The sequence below is a fragment of the Actinomadura chokoriensis genome, from assembly GCF_041463665.1.
GTDB classification, from domain to species: Bacteria; Actinomycetota; Actinomycetes; order Streptosporangiales; family Streptosporangiaceae; genus Spirillospora; species Spirillospora chokoriensis_A.
In genome coordinates, this window is record NZ_JAXCEJ010000035.1 from 54,245 (window position 1) to 67,198 (window position 12,954).

Annotated in this window: 14 protein-coding genes; all 14 read left to right on the plus strand. The window is 69.9% G+C overall.

The window, feature by feature from the left end; genetic code table 11:
* Positions 1 to 141 precede the first annotated feature (141 nt).
* The 14 genes from SM418_RS35100 to SM418_RS35165 all read left to right on the plus strand — a co-directional run bounded on the left by SM418_RS35100 (position 142) and on the right by SM418_RS35165 (position 12,835).
* Positions 142 to 1,323 carry a DUF2207 domain-containing protein gene (locus tag SM418_RS35100; RefSeq protein WP_371945895.1) on the plus strand — a complete coding sequence of 394 codons (1,182 nt, stop codon included), beginning with the start codon at positions 142 to 144 and terminating at the stop codon, positions 1,321 to 1,323.
* Positions 1,324 to 1,434: 111 nt separating this feature from the next.
* Entirely contained in the window at positions 1,435 to 2,589 is a 1,155-nt protein-coding gene (locus tag SM418_RS35105) for an MraY family glycosyltransferase (RefSeq protein WP_371945896.1), read from the plus strand.
* Positions 2,590 to 2,830: 241 nt separating this feature from the next.
* On the plus strand, positions 2,831 to 3,247 hold the full coding sequence (locus tag SM418_RS35110; protein ID WP_371945897.1) for a Cg1360 family ATP-synthase-associated protein: 417 nt from the start codon (positions 2,831 to 2,833) through the stop codon (positions 3,245 to 3,247).
* Positions 3,248 to 3,331: 84 nt separating this feature from the next.
* Entirely contained in the window at positions 3,332 to 3,556 is a 225-nt protein-coding gene (locus SM418_RS35115) for an AtpZ/AtpI family protein (protein WP_371945898.1), read from the plus strand.
* Positions 3,557 to 3,626: 70 nt separating this feature from the next.
* A complete protein-coding gene (atpB, locus tag SM418_RS35120) occupies positions 3,627 to 4,421 on the plus strand; it encodes a F0F1 ATP synthase subunit A (protein WP_371945899.1) in 795 nt (264 codons plus the stop codon).
* Positions 4,422 to 4,522: 101 nt separating this feature from the next.
* On the plus strand, positions 4,523 to 4,762 hold the full coding sequence (atpE, locus tag SM418_RS35125; protein WP_371945900.1) for an ATP synthase F0 subunit C: 240 nt from the start codon (positions 4,523 to 4,525) through the stop codon (positions 4,760 to 4,762).
* Positions 4,763 to 4,793: 31 nt separating this feature from the next.
* Positions 4,794 to 5,351: a F0F1 ATP synthase subunit B gene (locus tag SM418_RS35130; RefSeq protein ID WP_371945901.1), complete on the plus strand. Its 558-nt coding sequence runs from the start codon at positions 4,794 to 4,796 to the stop codon at positions 5,349 to 5,351.
* The gene (locus SM418_RS35135) at positions 5,348 to 6,169 is read left to right on the plus strand and encodes a F0F1 ATP synthase subunit delta (protein WP_371945902.1); all 822 of its coding nucleotides are present in this window, start codon (positions 5,348 to 5,350) and stop codon (positions 6,167 to 6,169) included. Before SM418_RS35130 ends, SM418_RS35135 begins: the two co-directional genes overlap by 4 nt.
* 41 nt (positions 6,170 to 6,210) lie before the next feature.
* Positions 6,211 to 7,845 carry a F0F1 ATP synthase subunit alpha gene (gene atpA / locus SM418_RS35140; RefSeq protein WP_371945903.1) on the plus strand — a complete coding sequence of 545 codons (1,635 nt, stop codon included), beginning with the start codon at positions 6,211 to 6,213 and terminating at the stop codon, positions 7,843 to 7,845.
* A 5-nt stretch (positions 7,846 to 7,850) separates the two neighbouring features.
* The gene (locus tag SM418_RS35145) at positions 7,851 to 8,756 is read left to right on the plus strand and encodes a F0F1 ATP synthase subunit gamma (protein WP_371945904.1); all 906 of its coding nucleotides are present in this window, start codon (positions 7,851 to 7,853) and stop codon (positions 8,754 to 8,756) included.
* Between the two features lie 2 nt (positions 8,757 to 8,758).
* A complete protein-coding gene (gene atpD / locus SM418_RS35150) occupies positions 8,759 to 10,189 on the plus strand; it encodes a F0F1 ATP synthase subunit beta (RefSeq protein WP_371945905.1) in 1,431 nt (476 codons plus the stop codon).
* 78 nt (positions 10,190 to 10,267) lie between these two features.
* On the plus strand, positions 10,268 to 10,654 hold the full coding sequence (locus tag SM418_RS35155; protein WP_371945906.1) for a F0F1 ATP synthase subunit epsilon: 387 nt from the start codon (positions 10,268 to 10,270) through the stop codon (positions 10,652 to 10,654).
* A 35-nt stretch (positions 10,655 to 10,689) separates the two neighbouring features.
* Positions 10,690 to 11,154, plus strand: coding sequence for a DUF2550 domain-containing protein (locus tag SM418_RS35160; protein ID WP_371945907.1), 465 nt, complete (start codon positions 10,690 to 10,692; stop codon positions 11,152 to 11,154).
* A gap of 115 nt (positions 11,155 to 11,269) precedes the next feature.
* Positions 11,270 to 12,835 carry a M28 family peptidase gene (locus SM418_RS35165; protein WP_371945908.1) on the plus strand — a complete coding sequence of 522 codons (1,566 nt, stop codon included), beginning with the start codon at positions 11,270 to 11,272 and terminating at the stop codon, positions 12,833 to 12,835.
* Positions 12,836 to 12,954: the final 119 nt, after the last annotated feature.

Genomic DNA, 12,954 nt, shown 5'->3' on the forward strand with positions numbered 1-12,954 from the left:
GCAGGCCGACATTCGTGATTCGGCGAACCGATCAGGCTTCGGGCGCGTCCAAGAGTCCCGGAAGCCGTTCGCGCCCGCCCTGCGGGCCGGCCGCCGCGTTAGACCGACACGATCGTGGCAACAGGTGAAACCATGCCTGGCGTGCGTGGCCGAGTCCGGAGGCCCACGATCTTCGCGGGCCTCCTGCTGCTGACCCTCGTGCTCATGCTGCCCGCCCGCGTCGCCGGCGCCGAGCCGGCCCCCGGCGGTTCGGTCGGTGGCGAGCCCGGCGGTCCGTCCAGCGGTGAGTCCGGTGGTCCGGCCAGCGGTGAGTCCGGTGGTCCGGCCGGCGGTGAGCCCGCCCCCGCCGTGTCCGGGGCCGTCCCGCCGCTCCGGCCGGCCGGGGAGAGCATCCCGACCTACGACGTCGTGCTGACCCTCGGCAGCGACGGTGTGCTGTACGTCCGGGAGACGATCACCTACGACTTCGACCGGAGCGGCGAGCACGGGATCGTCCGGCATGTGCCGTTCCGCCGCGGCGACCGCGTCTACGACGTGCGGAACGTGCGCACCAGCTCGTCCACCGGCGCGCCGTCACGGGTCCGGATAACGAGGTTCCTGCACGACGTGCGGATCAGCGTCGGCGACCGGCGCCGCGAGGTCCGCGGACGCCAGGCCTACGTGATCGAGTACGAGGTGGGGCGGGCGTTCACCCCGCGCGCCGACCACGACGAGCTGCTGTGGGACGCGATCGGGACGGCGTGGAGCGTCCCGATCGGGAGCGCGGCGGTGCGGGTGGAGGCGCCGGTCCCGCTGCGGCGTGCGACCTGCCGGGCGGGCGCGCCCGGCGCGACGACCCGGTGCCGGCGCGACCGCGACGGCCCCTACGCGGTGGACTTCATCCAGAACGCGCTGGCCCCGCACGAGGGCATGAGCATCCGGGTCCGGCTGCCCAAGCACGCGATCGCCGTCGCCCCGCCCCAGTACGTCCCGCCCCGCTGGACGGGCGGCTGGCCGGGCACCGCGGTGCTTGCCCTCGCCCTCGGCGCCGTGGCGCTGGTCGCCCGGCGACCGGTGCCGCGGCGAGCCGGAACGGGCCTGGTCGCGGCCGGCCTGCTGCTGATCGTCGCCGACGCGGGGGAGGAGATCGCGGCCCGCGGGGTGTGGGCGTTCTCGCTCGGCGACCGGTGCCTGGCCGGCCTCGCGCTGCTGATCGTCGGCGCCGGGATCATGTGCGCGCACCGGGGTCCGCGCGGCATGATCGGCAGCGCGCGCCCGCCCGGTGGGTCTACAGTTGGTCGGTCGCGGCGCGAACTCATCGTTCCGGCCGGTCGTCCAAGGTAGACGACCGGCCCATCGGCCAGGGCATGGCCGGGGCCTGCTGGTCAGAGCACGTGGGTGGGGCGCGCCGGACGGGGTAGCACGGCACCGGCGATCGGCGAAGGGAGGCGCGGAGTGCGGGAGTACCTGCTCACGATCCTTGTCGCCGCCCTCGTCGCCTACCTGCTGACCCCGTCGGTGCGCCGGTTCGCCGTCTGGTTCGGGGCGCAGGCCGTCCCGCGCGACCGCGACGTGCACGTCATCCCGACGCCCCGGCTGGGCGGTCTCGCGATGTTCGGCGGGATGCTGGCGGCGCTGGTGGTCGCGACCGGGCTGCCGGAGATGCGCAAGGTCCTCGACGACGGCGACATCAGCGTCGCGAAGGCGCTGCTGCTGTCGGGCGGGCTGATCGTGCTGATCGGCATCGCCGACGACCGCTGGGAGGTGGACGCGCTCACCAAGTTCGCCGGGCAGGTCGCGGCCGCCGGGATCTTCATCATGCAGGGCATCCAGATCTACGTGATCCCGCTGCCGACGGGGGAGTCGCTGTCGCTGCCGCCCGCCTACGGGGTGCCGCTGACCGTCTTCGTCGTGGTCGCGACGATCAACGCGGTGAACTTCATCGACGGCCTGGACGGCCTCGCCGCGGGCGTCGTCGGGATCGCCGCGCTGGCGCTGTTCTCCTACGCCTACCTGCTCTCGCGGACGAACGGGCTGACCACGCTGACCGGCGCGACGCTCATCGCCGCGATCCTGTTCGGGATGTGCGCGGGCTTCCTGCCGCACAACTTCAGCCCCGCCAAGATCTTCATGGGCGACACCGGCTCGATGCTGATCGGGCTGCTGCTCAGCGCGTCCACGATCATGCTGACCGGCCAGTTCGACCCGGCCATCCTCGCCAACGGGCTGTTCCCGTTCTTCGTCCCGGTGCTGCTGATCCCGGCGGTGGCGGCGGTCCCGTTCATGGACATGCTGCTCGCGGTGTGGCGGCGCACGAACCAGGGCAGGTCGCCCTTCTCTCCGGACAAGCAGCACCTGCACCACCGGCTGTTGCAGCTCGGCCACTCCACTCGCCGCGCCGTGCTGATCATGTACTTCTGGGTCGGGCTGCTGGCCTCCGGGCTGGTCGGGCTGGCGCTGTTCGACGCCGCGTGGATCACCCTCGGGATCACGCTGCTGGTCGCGACGGCCGGCGTGGTGCTGATGATCCGCAAGCCCCGCCGCGGCAGGTCCGGCATCGACCCGGGCACCGGCGACCACCCTGCGCAGCGCCCCCCGATGCGGGTCTGACCCGCGCTTCTTCCGCCGGTCGCCGGCGGGACGAGGAACAACCGGCCGTCCGGCGCGTGACCGCCGAAGTGGGCAATGCACGAGGTGAGCTGGGCTAAAGTCCAGGTGCGAGCGTTGCCGGAGGTGGCCTCCCGGTCCCCCGGCCGTGCATTACCTCTAGGGTAATTGTGGACAATCCGGACGCTTGTGATACCTTTCACGAACAACAGACGACCACTGAACGTGACCAGCCGGAGCCCTGATGCATACCTCCGACGCCCGGATGTTCCGCGGCGCCGCGATCCCGACCTCGGTCGTCGGGGTGGGCGCCGTCCTGATCGGCCTGCTGACCGCCGGCGCCGAGGGCGCCCTCGCCGCGGTGCTGGCCTCCGTCGTGGTGATCGCCTTCTTCTCCGTCAGCGCGCTGGTGGTCTCCTGGGCCGCCAGGTACTCCGCGCAGACGATGATGCTGGCCGCGCTGGCGAGCTACATGGTGAAGATCCTCGCCGTGATGGTGCTGGTCACCGCGATGGACAGCGTCTCGATCTGGAACACCACGGTCTTCGCCTGGACGGTCATCGGGCTCGCGCTGGTCTGGATCGCCGCCGAGTTCCGCGTCGTGCTGCAGCGGAGGCCCTACATTGACGACACCGAGAACGTCCTGGACCGGAGCCCGTGATGCAGGCCCCGTGGACGGTGCCTGGTCCCGAGGACTACTCCAATATGACCACCGCACGGGTGGCCTGCTATCGTCCGGAGCGCGATGAGCGAGCAGAAGCGTCGGCCGGAAGACGGCCAACGGGAATTCGCCGACGTCGCCTGGTCCGTGCCCAGCTACCTTCTCTCCGGGATGATCATCTGGGGCGGCATCGGGTGGCTGCTGTCCAAGTGGACGCACCAGACCTGGCTGATACCCGTCGGCCTGGTCATCGGTGTCGGTCTCGCCGTCTACCTGGTCTACCTGAAGTTCGGTCGCCACTCCTCCTGAGCGGCCCCGCAGAGCAAGCCGCCGAGGAAGCCTTCGTGAAACATCACCACATTGATGAAGGGAACGCCGCGTGAACGCGCTGACGGTCCTCGCCTCCGGGGGAGATGAGTTCCAAGCCCCGGGCCCGGAGCTGTTCGACTTCCCGCCCCTGTTCGCCGGCGGCCCCGAGTGGCTGACCAAGCCCGTCGTCTTCGCGGTCGTCGGCGCGCTGCTGGTCTGCGTCCTGTTCTGGACGGCGTTCGCCAAGCCGAAGCTCGTGCCGCGCGGCATGCAGAACATCGGCGAGATCGGCTACATGTTCGTGCGGGACGAGATCGCCCGCCCGTTCCTCGGCAAGAACACCGACCGGTGGATGCCGATGCTGATGTCGCTGTTCTTCCTGATCTGGTTCTGGAACATCTTCGCCGTCATCCCGATCATCCAGTTCCCGGTCGCGTCGCACATCGCGTTCCCGATCGTCCTGGCGGTCTTCGTCTACGTCGTCAAGGTGTACCTGGGCCTCCGGCACCAGGGCCCGGTGAAGTACTTCACCAACCTGATCCCCAAGGGCCTGCCGCTGCCGGTCTACTTCCTGCTGGTGCCGATCGAGTACCTCTCGACCTTCATCCTCGCGCCCTTCACCCACGCGGTCCGGCTCTTCGCCAACATGTTCGCCGGCCACACGATCCTGGCGTTCTTCAGCCTCGTCGGCTTCTGGTTCCTCTTCGAGAAGCCCACCGCGCTCGGCTTCGGGGTCGGCATCGTCGGCGTGCTCGTCACGATCGTCCTGACCGCGCTCGAACTGCTGATCCAGTTCCTGCAGGCCTTCCTGTTCGCGATGCTCGCCGCGATGTACATCCAGAGCGGTCTCGAAGCGGAACACTAAGTCCCCCTCCGGCCCCGGTGCTCCGGTGCCGGGTCGCCCAGACAACCTCGTTAGCCCAGACCGGCGGAGCGACCGCCGGCCGACAGAAAAGGAATGAACCCATGACGGGAGAAGTTCTTGCCGCCCTCAGCGGTAACGTCACCTCGATCGGGTACGGTCTCGCGGCCATCGGCCCGGGCATCGGCATCGGCATCATCTTCGGTCAGGGCGTGAACGCCATCGCCCGCCAGCCGGAGCTGACCGGCGTGATCCGCACCAACATGCTGCTGGGCTTCGTCCTCACCGAGGCGCTCGCCCTCATCGGCCTGGTCGCGCCGTTCATCTTCCAGGGCATCAAGTAGTAGCCGTCCGAATCGACGAAGGGCTGCAGACATGATCACAGCAGCTTCCGTCCTCGCGGCGGAGGAGAACAACCCTCTCGTCCCGCACCCGTACGAGCTGGTCGTCGGCATCTTCTCGTTCGTCGTCGTCATGGTCGTCCTGGGCCGCATCCTCGTCCCGCGCCTGCAGAAGACGCTGGAGGAGCGGACCCAGGCGATCGAGGGCGGCCTCGAGCGGGCCGAGCAGGCGCAGAAAGAGGCCCAGCAGGTCCTCGATCAGTACAAGTCCCAGCAGAAGGCGGCCGCGGTCGAGGCGTCCAACGAGCGACGCAAGGCCGAGGAGCAGGGCGCGCAGATCATCGCCGAGGCCAAGGAGAAGGCCCAGGCGGAGGCACGCAAGATCGTCGAGGACGCCAAGAAGCAGATCGAGGCCGAGCGGCAGCAGGCGCTGCAGTCGCTGCGCGCCGAGATCGGCGCCATGTCGGTCGACCTGGCCGGACGCGTCGTGGGCGAGTCCCTCGAGGACAGCGCGCGGCAGAGCCGGATCGTCGACCGGTTCCTCGAGGAGCTGGAGAGCCGCGCTCGCACGCAGGAGCAGATCACATCATGACCATCACGGGAGCGGTGAGCAGGGCGTCGCTGGCCGAGGCCAAGGACCGGCTGGAGGCCGTCATTCCCTCCGCCGACCTGGCCGAGCTCGGCGGCGACCTGTTCGCGGTGCTGCACCTGATCGACCGCGAGCACGGCCTGCGGCGGGCGGTCTCCGATCCGGCGCGGGACGGTGCCGACAAGGCGCAGCTCGTCCAGATCCTGCTGGAGGGCAAGGTGTCGCCGGCCGCTCTCGGGCTGGTCGCCGACGTCGTCCGGCTGCGCTGGTCGAAGCCGTCGGAACTGGCGGACGCGGTGGAGGCCCTCGCGGTCACCGCCGAGGCCGCCCGCGCCGAGGCCGCCGGGAAGATCGACGACCTGGAGGACGAGCTGTTCCGGTTCTCCCGGGTCGTCGAGGGGGAGGTCGCGCTGCGCGGCGCCCTCGCCGGTCCGGGCCTGCCGGGCGAACGCAAGCTCGGCCTGCTCAACGCGCTGCTGGAGGGCAAGGTCACTCCGGCGACGCTGACGCTGGTCACCGAGCTGGTGCTGCGGCCGAGAGGACGTAGCCTTGAAGGTGGGCTCGCCGAGTACGGCAAGCTCGTCGCCCAGCGCAGGCAGCGGCTGGTCGCGATCGTCCGGACGCCGACCGAGCTGTCGGCGCAGCAGCGGACGCGGCTCGCCGCGGTGCTCGCCGCCGCCTACGGACACGAAGTACACCTGAACATCGAGATCGACCCGAGCACGATCGGCGGACTGTCGATCGAGATCGGCGACGAGATCATCGACGGCACCATCGCCGGACGGCTGGACGACGTCCGCCGGCGGCTCGGCGCCGGCTGAGCGCCGGTTGAGCTGACCTTTTAGGGAGCAAGAGAGGAATCATGGCGGAGCTGACGATCCGTCCGGACGAGATCCGGAACGCGCTGGAGCGCTTCGTCCAGTCGTACGAGCCCGAGGCCGCCGCGCGCGAAGAGGTCGGCACCGTCGTCGATTCCGGCGACGGTATCGCCCACGTCGAGGGACTGCCCTCCGCGATGGCGAACGAACTCCTTGAGTTCGAGGACGGTACCCGTGGCCTGGCTCTGAACCTGGACGTGCGTGAGATCGGCGCCGTTGTCCTTGGCGACTTCAGCAAGATCGAGGAGGGCCAGAAGGTCCGGCGGACGGGCGAGGTCCTGTCGGCGCCGGTCGGCGACGCCTTCCTCGGCCGCGTCGTGGACGCGCTGGGCAACCCACTGGACGGCCTCGGCCCGGTCGAGACGACCGAGCGCCGCGCGCTTGAACTGCAGGCCCCGACGGTCGTGCAGCGGCAGTCGGTGAACGAGCCGCTGCAGACCGGCATCAAGGCCATCGACGCGATGACGCCGATCGGCCGCGGCCAGCGGCAGCTGATCATCGGTGACCGGCAGACGGGCAAGACCACCGTCTGCGTGGACACCATCATCAACCAGAAGGAAGCCTGGGAGTCGGGCGACCCGAACAAGCAGGTGCGCTGCATCTACGTCGCGGTCGGCCAGAAGGGCTCCACGATCGCCAACGTCCGCCGCTCCCTGGAGGAGGCCGGCGCGCTGGAGTACACCACGATCGTGGCGGCTCCCGCGTCCGAGCCGGCGGGCTACAAGTACATCGCCCCCTACACCGGGTCCGCGATCGGGCAGCACTGGATGTACCAGGGCAAGCACGTCCTGATCGTGTTCGACGACCTGTCGAAGCAGGCCGAGGCCTACCGCGCGGTGTCGCTGCTGCTGCGCCGCCCGCCGGGCCGCGAGGCGTACCCCGGTGACGTCTTCTACCTGCACTCGCGTCTGCTGGAGCGCTGCGCGAAGCTGTCGGACGACCTCGGCGCCGGCTCGATGACCGGTCTGCCGATCATCGAGACCAAGGGCAACGACGTGTCGGCCTACATCCCGACGAACGTCATCTCGATCACCGACGGCCAGTGCTTCCTGGAGACGGACCTGTTCAACCAGGGCGTCCGGCCGGCGATCAACGTCGGCATCTCGGTGTCCCGGGTCGGCGGCTCGGCGCAGATCAAGGCGATGAAGACCGTCGCCGGCACGCTGCGCCTCGCGCTGTCGCAGTTCCGCGACCTGGAGGCGTTCGCCGCCTTCGCGTCCGACCTGGACGCGGCGTCCCGCGCCCAGCTGGAGCGCGGCGCCCGCCTCGTCGAGCTGCTGAAGCAGCCGCAGGGCAGCCCGTTCCCGGTCGAGCAGGAGGTCGTGTCCGTGTGGGCGGGCACCTCCGGCGAGCTGGACGAGGTGCCCGTCGCGGACGTGCGCCGCTTCGAGCGCGAGTTCCTCGACTACATCGAGCGTGAGGAGGGCGGCCTGCTCACCTCGATCCGTGAGTCCGGCAAGCTCACCGACGACGGCCTCACCAGCCTCAAGAACGCCATCACGGAGTTCAAGAAGGGCTTCCAGACCAGCGAGGGTGAACTGCTGGCCGAGGAGCACGTCGAGGCGATCGATGACGAGGACGTCGAGCAGGAGACGATCACCCGCGTCAAGAAGGGCTGACGGCCATGGCCGCACAGCTTCGTCAACTCCGGCAGCAGATCAAGACGGTCAAGTCGACCGCCAAGATCACGCGCGCCCAGGAGATGATCGCCACCTCGCGGATCGTCAAGGCCCAGCAGGCGGTGGCGGCGTCCAAGCCGTACGCGACGCAGATCACGCAGGCGCTGTCGGCGCTGGTCAGCCACCATGTCGGGATCGACCATCCGATCCTGCAGGAGCAGCCGGCCGACACCCGCAGCGCCGTCCTGATCGTCACGAGTGATCGCGGTTTCTGCGGCGCCTACAACGCCAACGTGATCCGCGAGGCCGAGTCGCTGATCAAGGCGCTGCGGGACGAGGGCCGCGAGCCCGTCCCGTACGTCGTCGGCAACAAGGGCATCACCTGGTACCGGTTCCGGGGCTGGGAGGTCGCCGAGACCTGGCACGGGTTCAGCGACCGACCGAGCTTCGCGAGCGCGGAGCAGATCGGCCGCCGGCTCACCGAGGACTTCCTCAAGACCGACGCCGAGGGCGGCGTCGGCGAGATCCACGTGGTCTACACCGAGTTCGTCTCGATGCTGACCCAGACCGTCCAGGTCAAGCGGCTGATGCCGCTGGAGATCGAGGAGAGCGAGGCCGGCGAGGGCGCCAAGGTTCCGCCGGCGTACGAGTTCGAGCCGTCCGCGCAGGCCGCGCTCGACCTGCTGCTGCCCAACTACGTCGAGAGCCGCATCTTCCACATGCTGCTGCAGTCGGCGGCGTCCTTCCAGGCGTCGGTCCGGCGGGCCATGAAGTCGGCGACCGACAATGCCAACGAACTGCTCGGGGTCTACACGCGCCAGATGAACCAGGCGCGGCAGGCCGCGATCACCCAGGAAATCAGCGAGATCGTCGGTGGCGCTGACGCGCTCGCCGAGTCTGGCGGGGAGTGATAATGACTGCACAGGTAGAGACGGCGACCGCGACCGGGCGCGTCGCGCGCGTCATCGGCCCGGTCGTCGACGTGGAGTTCCCCGCCGACGCCCTCCCGGAGATCTACAACGCGCTCAAGGTGCAGGTCGCGCTCGGCGGCGAGGAGAAGACCCTGACCTTCGAGGTCGCCCAGCACCTGGGCGACAACATGGTCCGGGCCATCTCGATGCAGCCGACGGACGGCCTGGTCCGCGGCGCCCCGGTGGTCGACAGCGGCGAGTCCATCGCGGTCCCGGTCGGCGACATCACCAAGGGCCACGTGTGGAACGCGCTCGGCGAGGCGCTGGACGTCCCGACCGCGTCGCTGGAGGTCAACGAGCGCTGGGGCATCCACCGCAGCGCCCCGGCGTTCGACCAGCTGGAGTCCAAGACCGAGATGCTGGAGACCGGCATCAAGGTCATCGACCTGCTGGCCCCGTACGTCAAGGGCGGCAAGATCGGTCTGTTCGGCGGCGCGGGTGTGGGCAAGACCGTCCTCATCCAGGAGATGATCCGCCGAGTGGCCCGCAACTTCGGTGGCACCTCGGTGTTCGCCGGCGTCGGCGAGCGCACCCGTGAGGGCAACGACCTCTGGGTGGAGATGGAAGAGGCGAACGTCCTCAAGGACACCGCCCTCGTGTTCGGCCAGATGGACGAGCCGCCGGGCACCCGGCTGCGCGTCGCGCTGGGCGCGCTGACGATGGCGGAGTACTTCCGCGACGTCCAGGGCCAGGACGTGCTGCTGTTCATCGACAACATCTTCCGGTTCACCCAGGCCGGTTCGGAGGTCTCCACGCTGCTCGGGCGCATGCCGTCCGCGGTGGGGTACCAGCCGACGCTGGCCGACGAGATGGGTGTGCTGCAGGAGCGGATCACCTCGACGCGCGGTCACTCGATCACCTCGATGCAGGCGATCTACGTGCCCGCCGACGACATCACCGACCCGGCGCCGCACACCACGTTCGCGCACCTGGACGCCACCACGACCCTGTCGCGGAGCATCTCCGAGAAGGGCATCTTCCCGGCGGTCGACCCGCTCGACTCCACCTCGCGGATCATGGACCCGCAGATCCTGGGGAACGAGCACTACTCGGTCGCGCAGGAGGTGAAGCGGATCCTGCAGAAGTACAAGGAGCTGCAGGACATCATCGCGATCCTCGGTATCGACGAGCTGTCCGAGGAGGACAAGGTCACCGTCCAGCGGGCGCGGCGCATCGAGCGTTTCCTGTCGCACCCGATGTACGTGGCCGAGCAGTTCACCGGCCAGCCCGGTGTGACGGTCTCCAAGGACGAGACGGTCGCCTCGTTCAAGGCGCTGGCGGAGGGCAAGTACGACCACCTGCCCGAGCAGGCGTTCTTCATGTGCGGTGGCATCGAGGACGTCGAGAAGAAGGCCAAGGAGCTGGAGAAGTAGTCCGCTCCGCCGGAGCGGCCCGCGGCGATCGCCCGGGCCGCTCCGGCGGAACCGCTCCAGTATTCGGAGGAAACAGACGTGGCAACCCTGAAGGTCGGGCTGGTCTCGCCGGAGCGCGAGATCTGGTCCGGCGAGGCCAAGATGGTGGTCGCCCAGACCATCGAGGGCTCGCTCGGCATCCTGCCGGGCCACGCCCCGGTGCTGGGCGTCCTCCTCGACGGCAGCGTGGTGAAGATCGAGCCGGCGGACGGCGGTGAGCCGGTGCAGGCGGCGGTCGGCAGCGGGTTCTTCTCCGTCGCGGCCGACGAGGTCTCGGTGCTGGCGGAGCAGGCCGAACTGGGCGTCGAGATCGACGTCCAGGAGGCCCGGCAGGCGCTCGACGAGGCGCTCGGCGCCGAGTCCGAGGACGCCACGCCGGAGCGCCGCGCCCGGGCCCGGCTGCGCGCGGCGGGCATCGAGGCTTAGCATCGAGGCCTGGAGTTCGACGGACGGCGGGGGATTTGGGCGAGCACCTGGCACTGGACGTGGGCGGTGCGCTCGCCGCGCTCGTCCTCGTCGCGGCGCTGGTGTTCGTCTGCATGGCGGTGCGCCGCTGGCTGTTCACGCGCGGCGGCGGCACCGTGGAGTGCAGCCTGCGTGAACTGTCCCGGGAGGGCGGAGCTCCGGGGGTGTGGCGGCTCGGCATCGGCCGCTACAAGGGCGACGAGCTGCACTGGCACCGCGTGTTCGGCTTCCGCAGAAGGCCCCGGCAGGTGATCCACCGCCGGGGCCTCGTCGTGTCCAATCGGCGCAGCCCCGGCCCCGAGGAGGCGGAGGGGCTGCTGCCGGAGGTGAGCGTCATCGAGGTGCGGGACGGGGAGCTGACCGTCGAGCTGGCGATGGGCGCGGCGGCGCTGACCGGCTTCCTGGCGTGGCTGGAGGCGGCCCCGCCCGGTCTCCCCGTCGATCTGCACCCACCGGAATGATCAGGTAAGGCGCCGGTATCGACTTGGCGTGGCGGCGGCGGTGCCGCTTGAGGCGGGTCGGGGCGCGGGTCAGGATCGCTGCTGGTCCGCTCCGTCCTCTTCCGCTGGAGTGCACGTGCGCAAGCTGATCACCGGCCGCAACCTCGTCACCGGCGCAGCCGTGGCGCTGCCCGCGCTGTTCCTGCCCGCGGCCCTGCCGGCGGCGGGCGCCGCGCCGGAACGTCCCGACCTCGCGAAGCTGGTCACGTTGAAGGACGTCAGGGCGCATCTGGCGGCCTTCCAGGAGATCGCCGACTACAACGGCGGTCACCGCGCGGCGGGGACCCAGGGGTACGACGTCTCTGTGAAGTACGTCGTCGGACGGCTCCGGAAGGCCGGTCTGACCCCGAAGGTGCAGAAGTTCACCTTCCCGTACTGGCGGGAGAGGTCCGAGGCGGTGTTCGCGCGGACGGCGCCGTCCAGGAAGTCCTACAAGCTGGACGAGGACTTCCGCACGTTCGCCTACTCGGGGTCCGGTGACGTGACCGCGCCCGTGACCGCCGTGGACGTCCCGTCGAAGGGCGAGGGGACGAGCGGCTGCGAGAAGGGCGACTTCAAGGGCTTCGAGAAGGGTTCGATCGCCCTCCTCCAGCGCGGGGCGTGCACGTTCGAGACGAAGGCGGCGCGGGCCGCGGCGGCGGGCGCGTCGGCCGTGGTCATCTACAACAAGCCGGGGGAGAAGGGGCCGGTGAGCGGGACGGTGACGAAGCCGTCCAGGCTCCCGATCGTCGGCCCCACGTACGAGCTGGGCGTCGACCTGGTGAAGGCCGCGAAGAAGAAGGACGGCCTGAGGCTGCGCGTGAAGACCGACACGGTGCACGGGACGACTTCGTCCGCCAACGTCGTCGCCGACACCGAGCGCGGGGACCCCGGCAACGTGGTGGTGGCCGGCGCGCACCTCGACAGCGTCCCGGCGGGGCCGGGGATCAACGACAACGGCACCGGCGCCGCCGTGCTCCTCGCCATCGCCGGGAAGATCAGGGAACTGGGCAAGACCGGCCTTCGCAACCGGGTGCGTTTCGCCTGGTGGGGAGCCGAGGAGGAGGGGCTGCGGGGCTCCACGCACTACGTGAAGTCGCTGCCCGCGGCCGAGCGGGAGAAGATCGCCCTGAACGTCAACCTCGACATGCTCGGCTCGCCCAACGGCATCCGCGCCGTGTACGACGGCGACAACTCCACCGGCGGCGGGACGCCGGCGCCCGCGGGTTCGGGGGCGATCGAGAAGATGTTCCGCGACTACTTCAAGGGACGGCGCCTGCCGGTGGCCGAGAGCGAGTTCAACGGACGTTCCGACTACGGCCCGTTCATCGAGAAGGGCATCCCGTCCGGTGGCGTGGCCACGGGCGCCGAGGGCGTGAAGACCGCCGCCGAGGCGAAGCTGTTCGGCGGCCGCGCCGGCAAGGCGTACGACCCCTGCTACCACGCCAAGTGCGACCGGGTGCAGAACGTGAACCTGAAACTCCTCGACAGCAACGCCGACGGGGTCGCGCACGTCCTGCAGCACCTGGCCGAGACGACGGTCGCGGTCAACGGCGGGGCCCGCGCGGCCCTGCCGGGCGGGCGCCACGCTCTGCGGCTCGACGCCCTGCCGCTCGGCCCGTCCTACGATCCGGCCTGGCGGGGCCCGTACCAGGTCAGCTAGTGCGGTGTCCACGAACGTCGACCGGGTCGCCTACCTCGTTGACTTGCGGCGTGTCGTTGCCTCCGACGCGGCGGTTTCTAGTGTCTGTTGCAACGAGGTCCTTCTGGAAGGATCTTGTT

Coding starts and splice junctions, on each gene's coding strand:
- SM418_RS35110 (WP_371945897.1), top strand. CDS start 2,831: ATGCATACCTCCGACGCCCGGATGTTCCGCGGCGCCGCGATCCCGACC.
- SM418_RS35115 (WP_371945898.1), top strand. CDS start 3,332: ATGAGCGAGCAGAAGCGTCGGCCGGAAGACGGCCAACGGGAATTCGCC.
- atpE (WP_371945900.1), top strand. CDS start 4,523: ATGACGGGAGAAGTTCTTGCCGCCCTCAGCGGTAACGTCACCTCGATC.
- SM418_RS35130 (WP_371945901.1), top strand. CDS start 4,794: ATGATCACAGCAGCTTCCGTCCTCGCGGCGGAGGAGAACAACCCTCTC.
- SM418_RS35135 (WP_371945902.1), top strand. CDS start 5,348: ATGACCATCACGGGAGCGGTGAGCAGGGCGTCGCTGGCCGAGGCCAAG.
- atpA (WP_371945903.1), top strand. CDS start 6,211: ATGGCGGAGCTGACGATCCGTCCGGACGAGATCCGGAACGCGCTGGAG.
- SM418_RS35145 (WP_371945904.1), top strand. CDS start 7,851: ATGGCCGCACAGCTTCGTCAACTCCGGCAGCAGATCAAGACGGTCAAG.
- atpD (WP_371945905.1), top strand. CDS start 8,759: ATGACTGCACAGGTAGAGACGGCGACCGCGACCGGGCGCGTCGCGCGC.